17 protein-coding genes are annotated in these 20,885 nt (G+C 71.6%); 10 read left to right on the top strand and 7 right to left on the bottom strand.

All coding sequences use genetic code 11. The annotated features are described in order from the left end of the window. The first annotated feature begins 60 nt into the window (after window positions 1-60). Complete coding sequence (locus tag ABZ208_RS21310; protein WP_356911028.1) at window positions 61-981, top strand: hypothetical protein; 921 nt, start codon at window positions 61-63, stop codon at window positions 979-981. Between the two features lie 512 nt (window positions 982-1,493). On the opposite strand, the gene ABZ208_RS21315 is transcribed toward ABZ208_RS21310, so the two are convergent. The 3 genes from ABZ208_RS21315 to ABZ208_RS21325 form a co-directional block, all read right to left on the bottom strand. After that, window positions 1,494-2,543 (bottom strand): lactonase family protein, encoded by a 1,050-nt coding sequence (locus tag ABZ208_RS21315; protein WP_356911029.1) that lies wholly within the window; start codon window positions 2,541-2,543, stop codon window positions 1,494-1,496. Window positions 2,544-2,622: 79 nt separating this feature from the next. Further along, window positions 2,623-3,771, bottom strand: a complete 1,149-nt coding sequence (locus ABZ208_RS21320; protein WP_356911108.1) for a nitric oxide synthase oxygenase — start codon at window positions 3,769-3,771, stop codon at window positions 2,623-2,625. A 278-nt stretch (window positions 3,772-4,049) separates the two neighbouring features. Continuing rightward, window positions 4,050-5,558, bottom strand: a complete 1,509-nt coding sequence (locus ABZ208_RS21325; RefSeq protein ID WP_356911109.1) for an FUSC family protein — start codon at window positions 5,556-5,558, stop codon at window positions 4,050-4,052. Between the two features lie 438 nt (window positions 5,559-5,996). On the opposite strand from ABZ208_RS21325, the gene ABZ208_RS21330 reads away from it, so the two are divergent. Continuing rightward, window positions 5,997-6,479 (top strand): Lrp/AsnC family transcriptional regulator, encoded by a 483-nt coding sequence (locus ABZ208_RS21330; protein WP_356911030.1) that lies wholly within the window; start codon window positions 5,997-5,999, stop codon window positions 6,477-6,479. Window positions 6,480-6,594: 115 nt separating this feature from the next. Here the strand turns inward: ABZ208_RS21330 and ABZ208_RS21335 are convergent, their stop codons facing one another. From ABZ208_RS21335 to ABZ208_RS21350, 4 genes are all read right to left on the bottom strand, one after another. Further along, window positions 6,595-7,287, bottom strand: coding sequence for a class F sortase (locus ABZ208_RS21335; protein WP_356911031.1), 693 nt, complete (start codon window positions 7,285-7,287; stop codon window positions 6,595-6,597). A gap of 129 nt (window positions 7,288-7,416) precedes the next feature. After that, window positions 7,417-8,472 carry a hypothetical protein gene (locus ABZ208_RS21340; RefSeq protein WP_356911032.1) on the bottom strand — a complete coding sequence of 352 codons (1,056 nt, stop codon included), beginning with the start codon at window positions 8,470-8,472 and terminating at the stop codon, window positions 7,417-7,419. Window positions 8,473-8,761: 289 nt separating this feature from the next. Continuing rightward, complete coding sequence (locus tag ABZ208_RS21345) at window positions 8,762-9,976, bottom strand: helix-turn-helix domain-containing protein (RefSeq protein WP_356911033.1); 1,215 nt, start codon at window positions 9,974-9,976, stop codon at window positions 8,762-8,764. After that, a complete protein-coding gene (locus ABZ208_RS21350; protein WP_356911034.1) occupies window positions 9,973-10,125 on the bottom strand; it encodes a hypothetical protein in 153 nt (50 codons plus the stop codon). Before ABZ208_RS21350 ends, ABZ208_RS21345 begins: the two co-directional genes overlap by 4 nt. A gap of 184 nt (window positions 10,126-10,309) precedes the next feature. Between ABZ208_RS21350 and ABZ208_RS21355 the strand changes: the two genes are divergently transcribed. From ABZ208_RS21355 to ABZ208_RS21390, 8 genes are all read left to right on the top strand, one after another. Next, a complete protein-coding gene (locus ABZ208_RS21355; RefSeq protein WP_356911035.1) occupies window positions 10,310-11,293 on the top strand; it encodes a DUF3068 domain-containing protein in 984 nt (327 codons plus the stop codon). Window positions 11,294-11,464: 171 nt separating this feature from the next. After that, window positions 11,465-12,631, top strand: coding sequence for a glycosyltransferase family 4 protein (locus tag ABZ208_RS21360; RefSeq protein WP_356911036.1), 1,167 nt, complete (start codon window positions 11,465-11,467; stop codon window positions 12,629-12,631). After that, a complete protein-coding gene (locus tag ABZ208_RS21365; RefSeq protein WP_356911037.1) occupies window positions 12,628-13,347 on the top strand; it encodes a class I SAM-dependent methyltransferase in 720 nt (239 codons plus the stop codon). The genes ABZ208_RS21360 and ABZ208_RS21365 overlap by 4 nt, the downstream gene beginning before the upstream one ends. Beyond that, window positions 13,344-17,561 (top strand): alpha-(1->3)-arabinofuranosyltransferase family protein, encoded by a 4,218-nt coding sequence (locus ABZ208_RS21370; protein WP_356911110.1) that lies wholly within the window; start codon window positions 13,344-13,346, stop codon window positions 17,559-17,561. Before ABZ208_RS21365 ends, ABZ208_RS21370 begins: the two co-directional genes overlap by 4 nt. After that, window positions 17,558-18,868 carry a condensation protein gene (locus tag ABZ208_RS21375; RefSeq protein WP_356911038.1) on the top strand — a complete coding sequence of 437 codons (1,311 nt, stop codon included), beginning with the start codon at window positions 17,558-17,560 and terminating at the stop codon, window positions 18,866-18,868. The genes ABZ208_RS21370 and ABZ208_RS21375 overlap by 4 nt, the downstream gene beginning before the upstream one ends. Continuing rightward, a complete protein-coding gene (locus ABZ208_RS21380) occupies window positions 18,865-19,581 on the top strand; it encodes a class I SAM-dependent methyltransferase (RefSeq protein WP_356911039.1) in 717 nt (238 codons plus the stop codon). The genes ABZ208_RS21375 and ABZ208_RS21380 overlap by 4 nt, the downstream gene beginning before the upstream one ends. Before the next feature lie 4 nt (window positions 19,582-19,585). Continuing rightward, window positions 19,586-20,467, top strand: a complete 882-nt coding sequence (locus tag ABZ208_RS21385) for a hypothetical protein (RefSeq protein ID WP_356911111.1) — start codon at window positions 19,586-19,588, stop codon at window positions 20,465-20,467. A 25-nt stretch (window positions 20,468-20,492) separates the two neighbouring features. Then, on the top strand, window positions 20,493-20,702 hold the full coding sequence (locus tag ABZ208_RS21390) for a Trm112 family protein (protein WP_356911040.1): 210 nt from the start codon (window positions 20,493-20,495) through the stop codon (window positions 20,700-20,702). The last annotated feature ends 183 nt before the right edge of the window (window positions 20,703-20,885 follow it).

Genomic DNA, 20,885 nt, shown 5'->3' on the forward strand with positions numbered 1-20,885 from the left:
GACACGTGACCGCCCCCTCCCCGAACAGTCCCGCCGGCAAAACCAGTAGCATGCGGCGCCATGAGCTCCCCCACTGGGCCGGCACCCGGCCTGCCTGTACGAATGCCGCGACCCCGCCAGTCCGGTCGGCACCGCCGACCGGAACCCGTGGCGGCACCTGAGGGCGCGCCCGTGCTCGTGCTCGCCGTGCCCGGCGCGGCCGCGCCCGCCACGCGCAGCCTGGCCGAAGAGGTTGTCAGCATCGCGCGGTCCGAGCTGCCCGGCCTCGAGGTCGGCATCGGCTACCTCGACGGCGACGATGCCGAGTACCCCACGCTCCAGTCCGTGCTGGCGCACACCGCCGCCCGGCGCACCGAGCGGTTCGAGATCGCCAAGGCGGCAGGCCGGGAGGTGGCCGAGCCCGAGGGTCCCGCCGCCGTCGTGGTGCCGCTGCTGGCCGGCCCGGACAACGCCACGATGCGCCGTATCCGTCAGGCCGTCATGGACAGCCGTGCCACCGCCGAGCTGACCGATGTCCTCGGCCCGCACCCGCTGCTCGCCGAGGCGCTGCATGTGCGCCTCTCCGAGGCCGGTCTGGCCCGCGCGGACCGTGCCCGCCTGTTCACCGTGGCCACCGCTGCCGACGGCATCATCCTGGCCACGGTCGGTGGCGAGGAGGCGGTCCAGGCCGCAGGGATCACCGGAATGCTGCTGGCCGCGCGTCTGGCGGTGCCGGTGATGGCCGCCGCGCTCGACCAGGAGGGCGCCGTGGGCGCGATCGCCGAGCAGCTGCGCGGCTCGGGCTCGGCCCAGCTGGCGCTCGCACCGTACCTGGTCGGCCCCGAGGTCCCGGATGGGCTGCTGGACGCCGCCTCCAAGGAGGCGGGCTGTGCGGCCGCCGATGCGCTGGGCGCGTACCCGGCGATCGGCAAGCTGGTGCTGGCGCAGTACTCGACGGCACTCGGCATCGCGCCGCAGCCGCACGGCGGCCAGCAGCGCTGACGCTGCTGGGGCAGATGTACGAAGGGCCCGGGCCGGCCGGCGGACATACGGCCCGGGCCCTTCGCACTGCCGCGGCAGCTCCGCGGACTCCTGCCGCACCCGACACAGGGGCGTGTCCGACACATGGCGCCGTCCGCCCGCAGGACGGGGTGCGCGGCGTCCGGTGCGTGCAATCGCAAGGCGGTGGATGACCTCCCCCTGCCGGAGGCCGGGGGAGGTCATCCACGTACCGGACGTACTGGGATGACTCCGACAACGCAGCTGGGGGCACCCCCAGGCAAGCTCCGCGAGAGGGCGTGCCGGGCGGCGCGCGCCAGGCGGGATTGTCGGGCACGGCCTGGCGGCGCGGAGCAACCACGAGCAGCGCGGAGCGACACGGAGACCCGTGCGGACCACGTGACAGCCGGCACGCGCAGCCTGGATGCCCGGGCGCTCGCCGCGGCCGGGGACTGCCGTGAAGGCTGTGACCCGCGGGTTCACGGGCGGGGCCGTCAGGCGAGCGGCCCCCGCCGTCAGACGAAGATCACGCGGGATGCGGCGGGCACGGCCAGCGAGCCGGCGCGGTGGGGAATGCCGGTGGCGGGGTCGAGGTCGAACCATGTGACGTCACCCGAACGCTCGTTCGCCGCGTACAGCCGGGTGCCCGCCGGGTCCAGGGTCAGATCACGCGGCCAGTGCCCCCCGCAGGGCACCGAGGCGACCGTCTCCGCCTTCTCCCCGGTCTCGTCGAGCGCGAGGACAGCGATGGTGTCGGTGCCGCGTACGGCCGCCCACAGGTGGCGGCCGTCGTGCGAGACGACCGGCGCCGAAGGGTAGGCGGGGTCACCGGCGCCGTCCGGGAACAGCCGCCGCTCCCCCACCGGCTCGAGCGCCCCGGCCGTCGCGTCCCAGCGGCACAGGGTCACCGTCGGTTCGAGTTCGCCGAGCACATAGGCGTGGCGCCCGGAGGGATGGAAGGCGAGATGCCTCGGGCCGGTGCCGGGCGGCAGCGCAGTCTCGCCGTGCAGCGTCAGCTGTCCCCGCTGGGCGTCGAGTGAGCAGACGCGCACCGAGTCGGTGCCCAGGTCGACGCTGAGCACCCACCGCCCCGACGGGTCGGGCAGTACCTGGTGGGCGTGCGGGGCGAGCTGGCGGGCCGGGTCGGGGCCCGTACCCTCGTGGCGCAGTACGGCGCTCGCGGGCAACGGGGTGCCGTCGGCGGCGAGCGGCAGCACGGTGACACTGCCGGAGCCGTAGTTGGCGGTCAGCAGGTGACCGCCGGCCACCGCGAGATGCGTCGGTGCGTCCCCGCACACGGCCACGGGTGCGCAGATCGGGCGCGGTACCGGCCCGGCGATGTCGTAGGCGGCCACCGTCCCCTGTGCCGTCTCGGAGACCGCGTAGAGGACCGGGCCGTCCTCCGTGGGCCCGGCGGCGAGACACGACGGGTCGGGGACGGCATCGCCGGCCCCGGTCTCGGTCAGTGCTCCCGTCCGTGGATCCACCTCGGCCGCGACGATCCCCCGCCCGCCCGCCGAGGTGAACGATCCGATGAAGGCCCGCCCCGTACCTCTGTCGCCCACAGCGTCCTCCCCTTCGCCGCCCGCGTCACGTGCGCGCGCACGAAGCCCGACGGTAGCAGGCGGTCTAGACCAAATTGGATCACAGGTCGAACTCGCCGCGGGCGCGGGCAGCCGCCTCGGGGTGGTGGACGTAGGCCGGACGCGACTCGGCAATGTCGTACGTCCGGTGGAAGACGGGGGTCGCCGAGCCCGAGATCGGCGGCACGATCCACGACCAGTCCGCCCCCACGCCGCGGCCGTACCTTCCCTCCCGGTCGATATGAGTCAGGAAGCGGCGCGATTCGGTGTGGTGGTCGGTGACCGTGACGCCTGCACGGTCGAAGGAGTGCAGCACCGCACGGTTCAGCTCCACCAGCGCGCGGTCCTTCCACAAGGAACGGTCGCTCGCCGTGTCGAGGCCGAGGTGTTCGGCGACACGGGGCAGCAGGTCGTAGCGGTCGGTGTCGGCAAGGTTGCGGGCTCCGATCTCGGTGCCCATGTACCAGCCGTTGAACGGGGCTGCCGGATAGCAGACACCCCCGATCTCCAGGCACATGTTGGCGATGGCGGGCACGGCGTGCCATCGCAGCCCGAGGCCTTCGCACCAGCTCTCCTCCGGGTGCTGCAGCTCCACTTCCATGACGGAATCGGGCGGCAGCTCGAACAGCCGCGGCTTGCCGTCGCCGTCCTCGATGACCAGAGGCAGCAGATCGAAGGGGGTACCGGGCCCGCCCGGCCAGCCGAGCCGGAGGGCGAGGTCGGTGAGTCCGGCGTTGCGCGGGTCGCCGACGACGGACCCGGGCTCGGTGCCCGTACCGGGGCCGCCGGCGTAGCCCGCGTAGCGGACCAGCTGTTCGTTCCAGATGCGGGGGCCGGGGTGGTCGGGGGCGTCCGGTGCGAAGACCGTGATCAAAGGGCGGATCCGGCCGCCGTTGGTGGCCTGGCGCAGATGCCCGACGGCTTCGGCCGCCACGCCGTCGGCGTCGGATATGTGCCGCCGGTCGCGCACGTGCAGCGAGCGCCAGTACAGGCGGCCTATGCAGCGGTTGCTGTTGCGCCAGGCGACGCGGGCGCCGTGGGCGAGTTCGGCGGGAGTGTGGACGTAGGTGCCGGTCGCCTCGATCTCGGCCAGTACGGCGGCCGTCCGGACCTGCGGGTCCCCCGCCGCGGGGTTCTCGGTGTGGTGCAGCCGGATGAACTCCTCCGCTTCTGCCCGCAGCCGCTCGGGGTCCGCCGTCGCGGTGTGCAGAGCGGGGTAGGGGACGGCTTCCGGCGCACGGTCCGCCGGGGCATGGCCGGCGGGGCACCGGGCAGCGGGCACGGACCCGTCCGCGACCCGATCGGACGCTGGGCTCGGGGTCAGCGCCCGGCGAAGGGCTCGAAGCAGGGACTTCCGCATGATGCCGCACCTCTGAGGTCCTGGGGGACAAACAGGATGCCGCTGTGGCTACCCTTCGCGCAGGCAGATCCACCCTCTGTATGCAGAGTAAAACCACCTCATACGCCACGTTCTGCGCATGTCGCTGGTCAGGCAGGCACCAGAGGGGCTCGCGGAGGAGTGCGAAGGGGCGCATCCAGCCCGGCGAGCGCCCTCTCCAGCCCGTGCAGGTGGCTCAAGGCCGCCTCCGCGCCGGGGTGATGCCGTGGGACGGACACGGGGACGACCTCCACCACCGTCGTGGCGGTCACCGGGCTCGGCGGCACGAGGGCGTGCACGGCCGCTTCCACCCGGGCGCACGCCGCCGCGAGGCGGGCATCGTGCGAGGCCTGCGGGTCCGCGGCGACACCGGCCAGCCCGCGCACCTCGCGCGCGCAGTCGTCGAGCAGCGCAATGACCTGCCGGGCGCGCGCCTTGCGGGCCCGCAGCGGGCTGAGCGGGTGGACCAGGGGTGCGAGCGAGAGGCGTACCCGGCCCAGCAGCAGCTCCAGTTCGGCCGCGAGGGGTGCGGGGTCCGCGCTCTCGTCCCCGGCGAGCCGCCGGGCCGCCGCGGTGGTACAGCCGTGCACACAGCTCACCGCGCGCCGGATCCAGGCGTCGGTCGCGGCATGCGTGGTGACGGGCAGGATCAGCGCGACGCCGAGAGCGGCGCCCAGTGCACCGACCGCGGTCTCCTGGAAGCGCAGCAGGAGCAGCCCGGGGTGGAGCACACCCAGCAGGCCGTAGAGCAGCCCGGCCATGACGGTCACGAAGAACATCATCCAGCTGTACGAGGGGGCCGCCGTGTAGAAGATCCCGAAAACACACACCGCGACGAGCACGGCGGTCGGGGCGGGGGCGCCCGCGACGGGAATCGCGATCAGCAGGCCGGCGGCGATGCCGGTGACCGTGCCGAGGACACGCCGGAAGCCGCGCACGAGCGTCTCGCCGCGCGACGCGGTGTTGACGAAGATCCACCACGCCGTTCCCACGGCCCAGTACCAGCGCTCGGGAGAGACCAGCTGCCCAACGGCCAGTGCCACGGCGCAGGCCGCCGTCGCCTGGAAGGCCTGCCGGGTGGTGAGCCTGGCCAGTCCGCGTCCCGGCAGCGGGGCAGGCTGCGCGGGCGGCGGCGTACGGCGCTCGATGCACCACAGACCGAAGCGGACGGCCGATGAGGCCGCCAGGGCGAGCGCCACCGAGGCGTACAGCTCCGGCAGCTGGGCCGGCAGCGCCTGCAGGAACTGGGTGACGAAGAACATCATGAACGCGAAGATCCCGAGCGCGTGCCCGCGTGGGCCCCAGCGCCTGGCGTAGACACCGCAGAAGATCACGGCCAGCCAGGCGGCGGCGCGCAACAGCGGCTGCCCGTGGAGGGCGGTGGCGACGGCGAGCACGGGAAAGCCCACGGCGGGAAGCAGTGCGGTGGTGCCGGCCTGGCGGCGCACGGTGGGGTCGCCCACGGTGAACAGTGCCAGAAGGGCCGCGAGGCCGCCCGTGACGGACGCGATCAGGGAGAGCCCGGCCAGCTCGGCAGCGGCCACGGCGAGGCCGACCCCGAGTACGGCGCGCGCCGACACCCGCAGGCGCAGGCGGCCCGGGTCGGGCGCGCTGAACATCTTCTTCACGCCGGTCACACTCCACACGACGGTCGCCCCGCCTCCTTCTGATCGATGCGCCGTGCGGCGCTCCCCACGACATGGCAAAGGCGCCGCGGGTCCGGTCCGGCTCCGTCGCCGGTCCGGCGCTGCGCAGCGCCTGTCTCCGAAGAGGAAAGCATCCTTCCGGTCAGTGGCTCAACCGGGACGGATCCTGCTGTGCCATTGGTACAGCAGGAGGCTGCGGATCAGGACCAGGAGAGGACCAACGGACCACAGCAGCTCGACCCGTCCGGTCCTGGCCCGATCCCGCCTCCCGATCGCATCCTCGGGACGGTCCCGCCTCAACGGCTCGGCGAGCGAAACGATGGCGAGGCCAGTGGCTGACCGGGGGCACAGCAACTGTGCCATCGGTACAGTCGAAGACAGCTCATCGGGACCAGGGAAGGCCGCCTGACCATGGCAGTGGACGCGCTCGACACCCGCATTCTGCGACTGCTGATCGAACAGCCGCGCACCAGCGTGCGCGAGTACGCCCGGATACTCGGCATCGCCCGCGGCACACTCCAGGCCAGGATCGACCGGATGGAGCGTGAGGGGGTGATCACGGGCACGGGCCCGTATCTCTCCCCCGCCGCACTCGGGCATCCGGTGCTCGCCTTCGTCCATATCGAGGTGACCCAGGGCCACTTGGACGAGGTGGGCGACGCACTGGCGGCGGTGCCCGAGATCATCGAGGCGTTCTCGATCACGGGCGGCGGGGATCTGCTGACCCGGGTCGCCGCGCGGGACAACGGGCATCTCGAGGACGTCATCCAGCGGCTGATCAATCTGCCCGGCGTGGTGCGTACCCGCACGGAGATGGCGCTGCGTGAGCGGGTGCCGCACCGGCTGCTGCCGCTCGTGGAGTCGGTCGGCCGGGCGGCCGGACCATCGCGCTGAACCGGCGCTCGGCATGGCGGCCGGCATGGGCACCGCACACACCACGTCGGTCAGAGGGCGCGCCCCGGACCGCCTGACGGCGGCCGGGGCACGGCGTCGGCCCGTCGACCGAGTGTCAGACTCCGGCCCGCTTGACCTTGTCGAGATGGGCGAACACCACCACGTTGTCCGTGTAGCCGTTCTTCTTGTCGTACGAGCCGCCACAGGTGAGCACACGCAGTTGCGGAGAAGCGGTGTCTGCGTACACGCGCTCGTTGGGGAAGTTCTTCTTTTCGAACGTCTCCACGGAGTCGACCTTGAACGTGGCGACGGTGCCGTCCGTGCGGGCGATGTCCATCGTGCTTCCCGGCTTGAGAGAGCTGAGTTCGAGGAACACGGCCGGTCCGGTCTTGGTGTCCACGTGGCCGGCGACGATCGCGGTGCCGCGCTCACCGGGGGTGACGCCCCCTTTGAACCAGCCGGCGAGGTTGCTGTCGTTCTCGGGTGGTGCGTCCAGCGCCCCGGACTTGCCGATGGACAGCTGGGTGAAGGGAGCGTCGACGTCGATCTCCGGGATCAGGATCCGCTTCGGCACGGACCGCGGCAGCAACAGCGTGGGCGATGCGCTGGGCGCGGCACTCGTGGGTCCGGCGGGGGCAGGTGCGACGGAGGCGGCGGCCGCGGCGGCCGGAGGCTTGACCTGTCCGGAGGGGTTGAGGGAGTTGAAGACAAGGAGAAAGCCCAGCCCGACCGCTGCAGCGGGCCACAGCAGGGCGCGGCCGATGGAACGGGTGACGGGCGGTGTGGCGGGCGGCTGCTGAGCGGCCATGCGAGCGTGCCTTTCGGGTGAGGGGCGCGGGCGGGCGAACCGACTGGGGCGCAAATGCCAATGGCCGCGGCCACCGCCCGTGAGGGCGGCGGCCGCGACAGGAATCGGACTGATGGTGGACGGATCCGATCAGGCCGCCGAAGCGCCCGAGCGACGGCGCATCCGGTAGGCGCCTACACCGAGACCGCCGATGAGGAGCGCCGAGCCTGCTGCCATGCCACTGCCGGAGAGGGCAGTGCCACCGCCGCCGTAGTCGCCGCCACCGTTCGGCTTGTCGTGGTCGTCCTTCTTGTCCCCGTAGTCCTTGTCGTGGTCGTCCTTCTTGTCCTTCCAGGACTTGCCGTAGTCCTTGTCCTCGTCCTTCTTGTCGTCCTTCCAGGACTTGTCGTAGTCCTTCTTGTCGCCGTGGTCGTCCTTCTTGTCGTCGTCGTAGTCCTTGGTCACAACGCCGGCAAGGGCACCGCCGCCGTAGTCGCCGCCACCGTTCGGCTTGTCGTGGTCGTCCTTCTTGTCCCCGTAGTCCTTGTCGTGGTCGTCCTTCTTGTCCCCGTAGTCCTTGTCGTGGTCGTCCTTCTTGTCCCCGTAGTCCTTGTCGTGGTCGTCCTTCTTGTCCCAGTCCTTCTTGTCGTAGTCCTTCTTGTCCCCGTGGTCGTCCTTCTTGTCGTAGTCCTTCTTGTCCCCGTGGTCGTCCTTCTTGTCGTCGTCGTAGTCCTTGGTCACGAGGCCGGCAAGGGCACCGCCGCCGTAGTGGCCGCCACCGTTCGGCTTGTCGTGGTCGTCCTTCTTGTCCCCGTAGTCCTTGTCGTGGTCGTCCTTCTTGTCCCAGTCCTTCTTGTCGTAGTCCTTCTTGTCCCCGTGGTCGTCCTTCTTCTCGTAGTCCTTCTCTTCGTCCTTCTTGCCGTAGTCCTTCTCTTCGTCCTTCTTCTCGTAGTCCTTCTCTTCGTCCTTCTTGCCGTAGTCCTTCTCTTCGTCCTTCTTCTCTTCGTCCTTCTTCTCGTAGTCCTTCTCTTCGTCCTTCTTCTCGTAGTCCTTCTCTTCGTCCTTCTTCTCGTAGTCGTGGCTGCTGGAGGAGGAGCTGTCCTTCTCCCAGTCATCGGCGGAGGCGATGGCGTATGCGGCCGGAGTCGTAATCGCAAGGACCGCGGTGACTGCGGCCGACGCGAGGAGGGTGCGGGCAGAGCGCATGGATGCACATTCCTTTCGCCGCGACTGCGGAGACCGACACTTCATCGGCTCATCGGATCGCAGGGGCGACATGATTCACCGTCAGCCCGATTCAGCCCGCGCACCACTCGAGAGACCGGCATTCGAGGGACGTCTTGGGCCCATGGAGTGAGAAGCGACGGATAGTCACCCGTTGGACGGCACGCCACGCCGAGGGGAGGTTTGGCCTGTCACCACACACTTGGGCGCACTGACCGTGCCTCAGCCACGGCTGCCCGATCGCTCCGCGGTACGTCCTCACGCCGCCCGGCTACAGCGCTCCCGTCACGTCCGAGAGCCCGCCCCGCAGCCTCTGGGCGCGCAACACGAGCAGCATCTCGAAGCGTCGGTCGGGGTCGTCGATGACATCCCCCCACAGCTCCCGGATCTGGCGCAGCCGGTAGCGCGCGGTCTGCGGGTGGACCCCCAGGCGGTGCGCCACCTCGGGCGCCCCGCCCGAGGTCTCGATCCAGGCGAGGAGCGTCTCGGCCAGGCGCCGCGCCTGCACGGGGCCTGCGCCCTCCAGCGGTGCCAGGCAGCGCCGCGCCACCGCGTCGATCAGCTCCTCCGACGGCAGCAGCACCAGTTCTTCGGTGCGCTCGGTACAGTGCAGGACCTCACCGCCGGGCAGCAGGTCGTCCTCGATCAGCTGGACCGCCGCCTCGGCCCAGCGCAGCGACTTCGCAGCGGCTGCCAGCGGGACCGGCGGGCCTATGGCACCGGACCAGCCGGCCGTGGCCCGGCGCAGCATGTCCGAGCGGCCCGCGGTGTCCGGCTCAGGGATGACGATGCGGGGCTGCTCGCTCTCCATGTCGAGAAGGATGCCCTGGCCCACGGCCGGCGCGACGGCCTCCCTCGCGGGCCGCACGAGCACACCCACGGCGATGGTCGCGGGAAGCTCCCAGCCGATACGGGCAGCCCGCTCGGCCAGTGTGCCGACCGGGTCGGTGCGGTGTTCCACGAGCAGGAGGTCGATCAGCTGCCTCTGAAGACGCAGACGTTCGCTCGCCCGGCGGGCCGCGGACTCGGCGTAGCCCCGGACCGACTGTTCCACCAGCCCGTCCAGATATTCGAATCCTGATTCTGCGAGTTCATACATGGCAGGGGCGGCGATGTCGACCTGCTGACCGATTTCGGCGAACCGACGCCAGGCGAGCCGGACACCGAGCCGGTAGATGGCCTGGAGCGAGTCGAGGCTGCGCCCGCTCACGCCTTCGCCCCGGCCGAACTCCTGGAAGACCTCGGTCGGCACGCGTGGCTTGCCGGTCCCCGACGTGAGGTTGTGGACGAAGCCTTCGATGGCGCGATGGATCCCGACGAGCGCCATGGGTTCGCCGGACTCGTCCTCCACGAGCTTGAGATGCGGGTACTCGTGGCGTATCTCGCGGAGGATCTCCTGAGCCAGGTCGCCGGCACCGGCCAGGGCGAGGGCTGCGAACTGCTCGACCTGCGGCTGTGGCACCTCGCGCCAGGCGGGGCGCGTCATCGGGACGGCTGTGCGGTGTCGTAGCTGATCAACGGGACGTTCGGCTGGTCGGGGGTGGCGTCGAGCAATGCCACGATCCCGAAGGCCGTGCCCACGGCCAGCACAGCGGCGATCCCTGCGGTGGCCACGGCTGCGAACAGTCTGCGCATAGTCGGGTCAGCTCCTCGCTGGAGACGATCCCCACCCCGGCAGCCGGCCCCACCGGCTGAACGCACAGTGTTGACAGTACATTGACATTCCGTCAAGTAGCCGCCTACTGTCGTGGCGCTTGAGGGCTGACCGGCCCGGGTCCGTGCGTCTCCAGACGAAGTTCTTCGACTCAGGAGTGCCCGGATGCGCCGTACCGCTGCACCGTCGTCCCTGTTCCTGCTGGGAGCAGGCGTCTTCCTGCTCGTCCTGGCCCCCCTTCTGGCGTGGTACGTCCAGCCGCAGGCCAAGCGCACACCCATCGATGTCGACACCACCACGGTCTTCACGGGGACCGGGAGCTACTTCGACACCTCCAAGGTGAAGACCGTGCACGGCAGGACCATCACGGTGACCCGTCAGGTGCGGGGTGACGTGGCCGACAGCGAGAAGAGCGGTTACGCGGTCTGGGACCTGTCCACCTCCGTCGACAGCGACAGCACCCTGCCCGCTTCCGACACACGGGACTCCTTGCAGTGGACGCTGGAGCGCTGGGTGACGGACCGCTCCAGCAATGAGCCGGTGCACTGCTGCCAGGAGACGCCGGTCTTCGACGGAGAGGCGTACCTGAAGTTCCCCTTCGATGTGGAGCGGCGCTCGTACCGCTGGTGGGACAGCACGCTCGGCGGGGTGGTGCAACTCCGCTTCGCCGGAAGCAAGAAGGTGCAGGGGTACGCGGGCTACCGTTTCACCGGCACCGTGCCGCCGACCAGGACGGGGGTGCGCCAGGTACCGGGACGGCTGGTCGGGAAACCGAGGACCCCGCAGATACTCGCCGAGGAGTGGTACGCCAACAGCGGGATCGAACTGGTCGTGGACCGGCGCACCGGCCGCATCATCTACGCGGCCATCGGGCCGAAGAAGACCCTGCGCGCGCCGGGGGCGGACAAGGACGCGGTGGTCCTCCTGGAGAGCGAGCGGATCGCGTTCACGCCCGCGACGCAGCGCCGGCAGGTCGATCTCGCCTCCGCGGACAGCAGGCAGCTCGCCCTGCTCGGCACGACCGCTCCCGTGGGCGCGGCCGCGGCAGGAGGGGTGCTCGCTCTGGTGGGCGGTGTGCTGGTGGCGCGAGGGCGCCGTCCGGACCCGGCTCGTCCGCATGCTCACTTGGTGACGAGTCAGGGCGTCTGAGGTCGCCAGAAGTTGTCATACCTGTGAGTAGCCGCGCGCCGAACACGTGCCGAAAACTGTCTACCCCCACCAGAGCACGGCCCCCCGGTCGCCCTTTCCCCTCACTCCCCCCACTCCCCCCACTCCCCCCACCTCTTTCCCCTCCGCACCCTGACACGAGTTGGAGCACCCATGCCCCAGCACGTACCTCCCCCGCTGCTCGAAGCAGAGCATGACCCCCACAGATCTCGTCACCACGGCAGGCCGCCCGCCGTACCGGGAGTCCCCCCGTCCCCCCGACGTATCGTCTTCCTCGCCCACCGGGACCTGGGCAACCCGGCAGCCGGCGGCTCCGAGCTGCTGATCGACCAGCTGGCCCTGGGCCTCACCGCTCACGGCCACGAAGTCACCCTGCTGTGCGGCGGCCCGGCCGTGCACCGGCCCTACCGTGTCGTGTCCGCGGGAGGCCCGCTGGGGCACTACGTGAACGCACGGTCCGCCTTCGCCCGGCAGGTAGGCGAGTGCGACCTCCTGGTCGAGGTCTGCAACGGAATGCCGTATCTGGCTCCGCTGTGGCATCGCGGCCCCACGCTGTGCCTGGTCAACCATGTGCACACCGAGCTCTGGGACATGCGCTTCCCGGCTCCCGTCGCCCGCGCCGGCCGGCTGCTGGAGCACTGGGCCCTCGCGCGGGCCCACCGGGGCAACCTCCTGGTCGCCGTCTCCCCTTCCACGGCCGGCGCCCTGCGGGCGATCGGGGTCCCGGACCGGCAGATCCGGGTGGTGCACAACGGGGTCCACGAGCCGGGCGTCCAGAGCCCCCGGTCCAGGACCCCGCTGTTCCTGGCTCTGGGCCGGCTGGTCGACTACAAACGCATCGATCTGCTGCTGCACCTGTGGGAGCGGGTCCGGCCCGTCACCGGCGGCAGGCTCGTCATCGTCGGGGACGGCCCCGAGCGCACGCGGCTCGAGCAACTCGCCGGTCCTGACGTGGAGTTCGCCGGACATGTGTCCGAGCTGGAGAAGCACCGCCTGCTCTGCGAGTCCTGGATGCTGCTGCACCCGGCGGCCGTCGAGGGCTGGGGACTCGTCGTGACGGAGGCCGGCGCCCGGGGGACACCCACCCTGGGTTTCGACGTACCCGGTCTGCGCGACTCGGTCGAGGACGGTGTCACCGGCGTCCTGGCCAGAGGCGAGTCGTCGTTCGCCGCGATGTGGTGCGCACTGGCACTGGACGACGAACGGCGCGAGGGTATGGGCAAAGCCGCGGCGGAGCGCGCCTCCGCGTACCGCTGGAGCAGCACCGTACGGCAGTTCAGAGCGGTCGCCACCGAAGCGATGAACGGCGCGCGCACGTGAAGGACCCCTCCTTCCGCCGCTCCCTCACCCTCTTCCGGGCGTTCATGCGGGAACAGGCCGACCCGGCTTCCGCATACGGACTCCTCGCCCGCGACGCGGCCGACCAGGTGGAGCGTTACGTCAGACTGAAGGGCCGCGTCGTCGTCGACATCGGTGGCGGCAGCGGGTACTTCACCCGTGAGTTCCGGCGGCGCGGAGCGCAGAGCTATCTGTTCGAGCCGGACCCGGCGGAACTCGCCGCGGAACCCGCCGACGGAACGGTCGTCGCCGACGGCTACCTGCTGCCGCTCGCCGACGCCACGGCCGATGTCTGCTTCTCCTCCAATGTGCTCGAGCATGTGTCGGATCCACGGACCTTCCTCAGCGAGATGGCGCGGGTGACCCGGCCCGGGGGCCTGATCTACGTCTCGTTCACCAACTGGCTGTCTCCGTGGGGCGGCCACGAGTGGGCACCGTGGCACTATCTCGGTGCCGAGCGGGCCCGCGCCCGCTTCGAGCGCCGTACGGGCCGTCCGGCCAAGCACCGGCTCGGGGAGAACCTCTTCGCCGTCGATGTCGGATCGACGCTGCGTCACATCAGGGGCCGCGAGGACGTCGACATCGTCTCCGCGCGCTCCCGGTACTGGCCCGTCCTCCCGGAAGTCGTCCCTCGCGTGCCCGTGCTGCGTGAGTTCGCCACATGGAACCTCCTCCTCATCCTCCGGCGGTGTTCATGACCAGCGCTGTCCACGCACGACCGCCGGCCTCTCCCAGCGCCGCAGGTCCTCCGCCCGGCCCGTCGCCGCAGCCGCGGTCCAGGCGCTGGCTCCTCGGGTTCTGGGCAGCCGTGTTCCTGGCCTTCCTTGCGGTGTCCCCGGGGCGCATGACGTTCGAGACGAAGCTGGGGGTCGTCGCCGACCCCTGGCAGTTCATCCGCGATCTGGGCGGGCTGTGGCACGACCGAGCGGGCTTCGGCGGGATCGCCGACCAGTACATCGGCTACGCCATCCCCATGCTGCCCTTCCATGCCACTGCCGACCTGCTGCAGGTGCCGGTCTGGCTCGCGGAACGGCTGTGGCTCTCGCTGGTGGTCGCCACCGCCTTCTGGGGCGCGCTGCGGCTCGCCGAGCGGCTGGGCACCGGCTCCGACCGCGGCAGGCTGCTGGGCGCGGCCGTGTACGCCCTGTGGCCGACGTACACGATCGTCGTCGGTTCCACGTCGGCGGCAGCCCTTCCGGGTGCGCTGCTGCCGTGGGTGCTGCTGCCGCTGACGAACCCACAGACCGGCCCGAGGATCGCGGCGGCGCGCTCGGCGGCGCTGATACCCCTCATGGGCGGGGTGAACGCGGCATCGACCCTGGCTTCGCTGCTGCCGGTCGGTCTGTACCTCCTGAGTCGCCCGGCCGGCCCGCGTAAACGTGCGCTCATCGCGTGGTGGGTTCCCGGCGTGATCCTCGCGACCGCCTGGTGGATCGTGCCGCTGCTGCTGCTCGGGACGTACGGCGAGAACTTCATGCCGTACGTGGAGTCCGCGCACACCACCACCGCCACGATGTCGGCGACGGAAATGCTGCGCGGGGCGGGCAACTGGGTCGGCTATCTGAACTTCGGCGAGGCCTGGCTGCCCGCCGGCTGGACCGTCGCCACCTCGGGCGTCGTCATCGTGTGCTCGGCGCTCGCCGCCGCGTTCGGTCTCGCCGGCCTCGCCCGGCGGGACCTGCCCGAACGCCGCTGGCTGGTGCTGACCGCACTCTCCGTCGGTCTCATCACTCTCGCCGGATACGGGGGCGCGCTGGGCGCCCCGTTCCACGCGAGTGTCGAGGGCTGGCTCGACGGATGGCTGGTGCCGTTCCGCAACATCTACAAGTTCCAGACGGGTCTGGCGCTCGCCCTCGCGCTCGGCCTCATGCACCTCACGTCCCTGGCCTCGCGCCCCGCCCTCGGCCTGCCCGCCCGTGCGCGCCGCTTCGCGCCTGCGGTGGCCGCCGCGCTCGTGCTGCCGGGTCTGTGCTGGCCCTACGTCAACGGCTCGATCCTGCAACCGGGTTCGTTCCAGAAGCTGCCCGCGTACTGGCGGACGACCGCGAGCTGGCTCGAGGAGAACTCGGCCGACGACCGCGCACTCGTCGTGCCCGCGACCGCGCACGGGATCTACACCTGGGGCTCGCCGATCGACCAGCCGCTGGACGTCCTCGCCCGCTCCCCGTGGGCGCAGCGCGACTACGTGCCGTTCGGCACCCCGGGCAACCGCAGGGCGATGGACGCGGTCGAGCAGGCGCTGACGTCCGGCGGTGAGGTTCCCGGACTGAGCGGGTATCTGCACCGCGCGGGACTGCACTACGTCGTCGTACGCAACGACCTCGACCCTGACCAGCTGGGTCATGTGCCCACCCCCACGGTGAAGCGCACCCTGGAGGCGTCGGGGTACCGGCGGGTCACCGGCTTCGGTCCGGTGATGACCGGCGGACGGATCGCGGACGACACGCCCGTGCAGGTCGAGGGCCTGTTCCCGCGCCAGCGTGCCGTGGAGGTCTACGAGCCGCCGGCCGGCACCACGCGTCCCGGAAAGGCGCGGCTCACGCCCGTTGGGTCGACGGCCGTCGTCAGCGGCGGCCCCGAGTCGCTGCTGCCGCTGTCCGCCGACGGTTCTCTCGCCGGGCGTCCTGCCGTCCTGGCCGGCGACGCCCATCCCGGGACGGACCGGCCTTCGCTGTATGCGGCAGGAGACGGATTACGCCGCGCCGACACCCGGTTCGGCCTGGTCAACTCCAACACGTCGCACACCTACACCCGCGACGAGCGCAATGCGCCCGGGGCGGCGCAGGATCCGGGGGCACGGCCGCGGCAGATACTTCCGGCGTCCGATCCACGGCACCAGACCACGTCCGTGCTGCGCGGCGCCGCATCCGTCAGCGCCTCCTCCGTCGGCAACTGGCTCTTCCACCTCCCCCAGTACGACCCCGTCAACGCGTTCGACGGCAATCCGGACACCGGGTGGGCGGAGGGGTCCCCCGGGTCCCCGCAGGGCGAGTGGATCAGGATCGCCTTCGACGGACCGACCCGGATTCCCGCGTCACTGCAGCTGACGCCGCTGCCCAGCGCCAATGTGCGGGCCGCTCCGACAGTCGTGCGCGTCGAGACCGACAGCGGCAGCCGGGTCAGCCCCCTGCAGCCGAACGGGGCGGCACAGCAGGTGGCGGCGCCCGAAGGGACCGCGACCTGGCTGAAGGTGACCATCCTGGGCTCGCAGCAGGGGCGCCCCGGGCTGACCGGTGCCGGGTTCACCGAGATCACCGTCCCCGGTGTGCAGGTCACCCGGATGCTGGACCTTCCCTCGGACGCGCCCCGCGACGGCGCCGACTCCGACTCCGTCGTCTACTCGCTGCGCCGGGGCAGCGACCCGGGCGGGCTGTCCGCGGTGCCGGCCGAGGTGGGGCTGCACCGGCAGTTCACGGCGGCACGCTCCGGCGACTACACCGTGAAGGCCACCGCCCTGCCCGTACCGGGCGAAGCGCTGGACCGTCTGCTGTTCGACCTCACGGGACAGCGCGAGAAGATTCTCGTGAGCGCGGAGTCCACCGCGCGCCTGGGGACCAATCTGAGTCCGCGCAACCTGACGGACGGCGATCTCACCACGGCCTGGATCGCGGGCGAACGTCCCGTACTCCATCTGGCCTGGCCGAAGAAGACATCGGTCGGCGAGATCGTTTTCGCGGCGGCCGGCGGGCTGTCGACACGGCCCGAACAGGTGCAGATCAGCTCGCCCGACGGGACCGCGGTGGCCACGGTGGACGAGAACGGTATGGCGCGCTTCTCCCCCATCACCACCGACCGCTTCGACATCACGATCTCCCGCTCGGCGCCACTGACCCTCCACAACCCGGTCGCGGACGAGCAGTTGCAACTGCCGGCCGGGCTGAGCGAGGTCTACGTCCCGGCGCTCGAGAAGTTCCGCGCGCCCCAGCCCGACCCGGACAAGCCCTTCGCCCTTTCGTGCGGCAAGGGGCCGGTCGTCTCCGTCGACGGGCAGTTCCTCGAGACCCGTGCCGAGGGCCGGGTCCGGGATCTGACCGAGCGCCGCCCCGTGGAGATCTCGCTCTGCACGGACAGGAGCCGGGTGGCACTCGACCGGCGCACCCATACGGTCGAGGCGGGGGACACCGGTCCGCTCGCCGTCACCGACATCACGCTGACCACCGGCAGTGTGCGGGCCGCCGAGAGCGCCCCGCGCGAAGTCGATGTCGAGGACGGCGAAGGGGACGAGCGTGCAGTGCGGGTCGGGGCGGGCGACGCCTCGTACCTGCAGCTCCACGAGAACCACAACGCGGGGTGGAAAGCCACGCTGGACGGCCGGGAACTGACGCCGCTGCGGATCGACGGCTGGCAGCAGGCCTGGCTGGTCCCGGAGGGCAAGGGCGGCACGGTCACGCTGCTCTACGCACCGTCACGCGTGTACGACGCCGGTCTGATCGGTGGCGGGGCACTGCTGGTACTTCTCACGGGGCTCGCGCTCGTACGGCGTCGGGGCAGCGGGCCGGACCCGGCCCTCCAGGCGCCAGAGCCTCCCGGTCCCGGATTCCTGCTGGGCACCGTGGCGCTGACGCTGGTCGGTGTCGCGGTCGCCGGTCCGCTCGCCGCCCTGGTCCCCGTCCTGGCCGTCGTGGCCCGGCTGCGTCCGGCTGCGCTCGGGCCGATCGCCTTCACGGCGATGGCCGGCGCCGGTGCGGCCGCGGCGCTGGACAGCGGTGAGGCGGTGTCGCTGGGCAGGGGGGCATATGGGCCGGTGGCCCAACTCCTGGCCCTGACAGCCCTGTTCGCCGCCCTGGTCACGGTACGGCGGGAGCACGGCGCACATGTCCGGCAGGGGCCGGGCGCCGGTCCCGGCGAGCAGGGCAGCGGTGGGGAATCCGGTGTGCCGACGGCTCGGCCCCCGGAAGGGAGTGCCCGATGACGACGGCGCAGCAACCGTCCTCTCCCGACGCAGGTGCGGCGCCGCAGCTGCCCCGGGTGCCGTTCCCCGTCGTCGACGAGGTGGCCCGGCACTGTGCGCAGGACGCCGAGCCGAACACGGTCCACATCGAGATCCATCTGCCCGGCCTCCTCGAACCGGCCCGGATGCGCGCCGCGTTCGCCGGGGCACTGGCGCGGCATCCCCGCTCGCTCATGCGGGAGAGGGTCCGTGGCCCGCTCGCCCGGCGTTACGAATGGGAGCTGACCGGCGAGCCGGACAGCGAGGTGGTCACGTTCGTGCCGCGCACGGCCGGTGCTCTCGGCCGTGCCCGGGAACGCGCCCTCGCCGAGGCGCCGCCCCTGACGTCGTCCCCACCACTGCGGCTGGAGGTGATCGAGGATCCCGAAGTCCACGGCTGCGTGCTCCTGTTCACCATGAACCACACCGCGCTGGACGGTCCGGCGTGTCTGCGGCTGGCGGCGACTGCGGCGGAGCTCTACGGCGGGCACCCTGTCCCGGCGGTTCCGCCTCCCGCCCGTCAGGCGTCCGGGCCGCCGCACCGGACGGGCCGCGGGCCGGTGTTCGCCAGACCCGCGCGGGTCGCACCGGGTACGCCCGGTGCGGTGCCCGGGAACGCCATGCTCGTCGCCGAACTGCCCGTGCCCCGGCGCAGCCCCGGAGCTCCGTACACGGTCAACGACCAGTTGATGGCCGCCACCGCGCTGAGTCTCGCCGCCTGGAACCGGGCGCACGGGGCACCCGACCGCCCGCTGCGCATCACGATGCCCGTCGACGACCGCACCCGCGGGCCCGAGATGCCGATCGGTAACGGCACCCGCCTGGTCGAGGTCGGTTTCAGCGCCGCGGACGTGGCCGCCGGCACCGACATCGCCTCGCTGCTGTGCCGGATCGCGGAGCGGACACGGGCGCTGAAGGCGCAGCCACGTCCGCAGCTGGGCCATGGTGCCTCGCTGCTGACGAGCCCGGTGCTGCCCGTCGCCGTCCGGGCGGGCATCACCCGGGGGCTGCGGGTGCTCGCCGCTCCGTGGGTGTCGACCACGCTGCTCAGCAACATCGGCCGGATCCCCTATCCGCTGGACTTCGGCGACGCCGGCCGGGCCACGGCGGTGTGGTTCTCGGCACCCGCCCGGATGCCGCGCGGGCTGACCGTCACCACCGCGGCGACGGGAGGCCGGCTGCATCTCGTCCTGCGCTGGTCCCGCACCCTGCTCGGCGACGAGGACGGGGCCCGCCTGCGCGACCTGTTCGCCCGTCACCTGGCAGCGACATCCCCGGAGGCCGTATGAGCAGGGCCGGTGGTCTGCGCGACTTCTACGAGGACCCCACCGTGCCCGTCGCGTCGGGTGACGCACGCAGCCGGCGCCAGGCGCAGTTGCTGGCGGCGGCGCTGGGGGCGTCACCGGGACAGCTGGTCGTCGACGTCGGCTGCGGCGACGGAAGCGCCGCCGCCACGGCCGCACCCCTCCTCGCCGGACACCGGATCGTCGGCGTCGACTGGTCCCAGGACGCGCTGCGCCGGGCGCGGCCGCGGCTGGGGCACGTGGTGCGCGGCGAGCTCGAGCACGGCGGGCTCCCCCTTGCCGACGGCTGCGCGGACGCGGTGCTGTTCAGCGAGGTCATCGAGCATCTCGTCGACCCGGACCGGGCCTTGGACGAGCTGCGTCGGATCCTGCGGCCCGGCGGTCATCTGATGCTGTCCACGCCGAACCTCGCCGCCTGGTACAACCGGGGGCTGCTGCTTGCGGGATGGCAGCCGGTGTTCTCCGAGGTGAGTCTGCGCGGCATCCACGGCCGGCCCGGCTCGCAGGTGGTCGGTCATCTGCGGCTGTACACCGCGCGAGCGCTGCGCTCCTTCCTGACCGCCTCCGGTTTCGCGCAGGTACGGATCACGGGCGCGCCCTTCCACGGCGTTCCGCGCGGGCTGCGGCTGCTGGACAGGGCTGCGTGTGCCGTGCCCGGCGCGGCCTCCATCCTGCTGGCCCATGCCCGGCGGGGGTAGCGCGATGTGGTGGGGTGTGGGCGCCGCTCTGCTGGCCAACGTGTTGTACAGCGTGGGCTTCGTGCTGGAGAAGAGGGCACTCGGGGATCTGCCTGCGCTGTCCACCCGCAGGCCCGTGCGCGTGGTCCTGGTGCTGCTGACCAGTCCGCTGTGGCTCGTCGGATCGCTGGCGCTGGCCGCCGGCTTCGCGGCTCAGCTGGTGGTCTATCGCGCGCTGCCGATCGCCGCCGCGCAGGGCATCTTCGTGTCCGGTCTGGTCCTGCTTCTGCTTCTGTCGTCGGCGGTGCTCGGCGAGCAGCCGTCGGGCCGGGAGCGCTATGCCCTCGGCGCCGTACTGGTCGCGCTGCTGATGGTGGTCGCCTCGGTGCGCGAGGGCGAGGACGTGGTGAGCAACGGAGCGCCGTGGACGCTGGTGCTCCTGGTGTGCGTGCCCACACTCGCGGCGGGGGTATGGCTGTACGGGCGGGTGGAACGGCTGGCCAAGAGACGTCACCGGGTGCCGACGAACGGCATCGGGTACGGCGTGGCGGTGGGACTGCTGTACGGGGTCAGCTCGCTGGCGATCAAGGGCGCCTCCAGCCGTCTGACCACTGCAGGCCTCGGGGAAGCGGCCCGGTCGCTGCTCGGGTCCCCGTACCCGTATCTGCTGCTCTTCACGGCGGTGGCGGGCCTGATCATGTCCCAGGCCGCGCTGCAGCGCTGCCGCGCCTCGCTCATCGTGCCCGTCTGCACCACGGTGACCTGCCTGTTCACGGCGGTTCTCGGGACTCTCACCTTCGGGGAGACGCTCCCGCAGGATCCCCTGCTGCTGACCCTGCGGGTGGCCGGTACGGCGCTGGCGCTCTCGGTGCTGCTGGCCATGCCGCGCCACGATCCCCGGACCTGACCCCCACCACCCGAAGGAGTACCCGATGGACCCCAGCGATCCGCTGCTCCGTATCCTCGTCTGTCCGCTCGACAAGGGCCCCTTGACCTTCCTCGCCGAGGAAGAGGTGCTGTACAACCCACGGTTGCACCTGAGCTACCCGATCGTGGACGGCATACCGCAGCTGCTCCCGGCGTCGGGCGACAGGGTCCGCGAGGACGTCCACGAGAAATATCTCCGGACGGCTGCTGATTGACCACTCATCTGCGAGGCCCCGGCTCTGTCGGCCTGCGGCCGTCCACCGCAGGCGCCTCGAACGCGCCCGCCGAGGACCGTGCGGCGCGGCTGGGCACGGGTGACCACACGTCGCCCCACTGAGGGGGCTCCACGACGTCGATCGCGACGGCGGGGCGCCCCGCCGTGACGGTCTGCTCGCACC

The organism is Streptomyces sp. NPDC006208, assembly GCF_040613775.1.
GTDB lineage: Bacteria > Actinomycetota > Actinomycetes > Streptomycetales > Streptomycetaceae > Streptomyces.

Coding starts and splice junctions, on each gene's coding strand:
- ABZ208_RS21310 (WP_356911028.1), top strand. CDS start 61: ATGAGCTCCCCCACTGGGCCGGCACCCGGCCTGCCTGTACGAATGCCG.
- ABZ208_RS21325 (WP_356911109.1), bottom strand. CDS start 5,558: ATGTTCAGCGCGCCCGACCCGGGCCGCCTGCGCCTGCGGGTGTCGGCG.
- ABZ208_RS21330 (WP_356911030.1), top strand. CDS start 5,997: ATGGCAGTGGACGCGCTCGACACCCGCATTCTGCGACTGCTGATCGAA.
- ABZ208_RS21335 (WP_356911031.1), bottom strand. CDS start 7,287: ATGGCCGCTCAGCAGCCGCCCGCCACACCGCCCGTCACCCGTTCCATC.
- ABZ208_RS21340 (WP_356911032.1), bottom strand. CDS start 8,472: ATGCGCTCTGCCCGCACCCTCCTCGCGTCGGCCGCAGTCACCGCGGTC.
- ABZ208_RS21345 (WP_356911033.1), bottom strand. CDS start 9,976: ATGACGCGCCCCGCCTGGCGCGAGGTGCCACAGCCGCAGGTCGAGCAG.
- ABZ208_RS21350 (WP_356911034.1), bottom strand. CDS start 10,125: ATGCGCAGACTGTTCGCAGCCGTGGCCACCGCAGGGATCGCCGCTGTG.
- ABZ208_RS21355 (WP_356911035.1), top strand. CDS start 10,310: ATGCGCCGTACCGCTGCACCGTCGTCCCTGTTCCTGCTGGGAGCAGGC.
- ABZ208_RS21360 (WP_356911036.1), top strand. CDS start 11,465: ATGCCCCAGCACGTACCTCCCCCGCTGCTCGAAGCAGAGCATGACCCC.
- ABZ208_RS21370 (WP_356911110.1), top strand. CDS start 13,344: ATGACCAGCGCTGTCCACGCACGACCGCCGGCCTCTCCCAGCGCCGCA.
- ABZ208_RS21375 (WP_356911038.1), top strand. CDS start 17,558: ATGACGACGGCGCAGCAACCGTCCTCTCCCGACGCAGGTGCGGCGCCG.
- ABZ208_RS21380 (WP_356911039.1), top strand. CDS start 18,865: ATGAGCAGGGCCGGTGGTCTGCGCGACTTCTACGAGGACCCCACCGTG.
- ABZ208_RS21385 (WP_356911111.1), top strand. CDS start 19,586: ATGTGGTGGGGTGTGGGCGCCGCTCTGCTGGCCAACGTGTTGTACAGC.
- ABZ208_RS21390 (WP_356911040.1), top strand. CDS start 20,493: ATGGACCCCAGCGATCCGCTGCTCCGTATCCTCGTCTGTCCGCTCGAC.